The organism is Streptomyces wedmorensis (genome assembly GCF_000716445.1).
Classification (GTDB): Bacteria; Actinomycetota; Actinomycetes; order Streptomycetales; family Streptomycetaceae; genus Streptomyces; species Streptomyces wedmorensis.
In genome coordinates, this window is record NZ_JNWK01000233.1 from 1 (window position 1) to 218 (window position 218).

The 218-nt window shown below is 70.2% G+C and carries 1 protein-coding gene; it reads left to right on the forward strand.

The window, feature by feature from the left end; all coding sequences use genetic code 11:
* Window positions 1-218, forward strand: a 218-nt coding sequence (locus OO54_RS41230) for a KR domain-containing protein (protein WP_033213042.1), incomplete at both ends; no start/stop codon positions are given.

Sequence of the window (218 nt, forward strand, 5' to 3'; positions counted from 1 at the left end):
TGGACGACGGTGTCGTGTCGGCGCTGACCGCGGAGCGGGTGGCGGCGGTGTTCCGGCCGAAGGTGGACGCGGTGCTGAATCTGCACGAGTTGACGCGTGAGCTGGATCTGGCGGCCTTTGTGCTGTTCTCGTCGGCGGCGGGTTCGTTCGAGTCGCCGGGGCAGGCGAACTACGCGGCGGCCAACGCCTTCCTGGACGCGCTCGCGCAGCACCGCCGT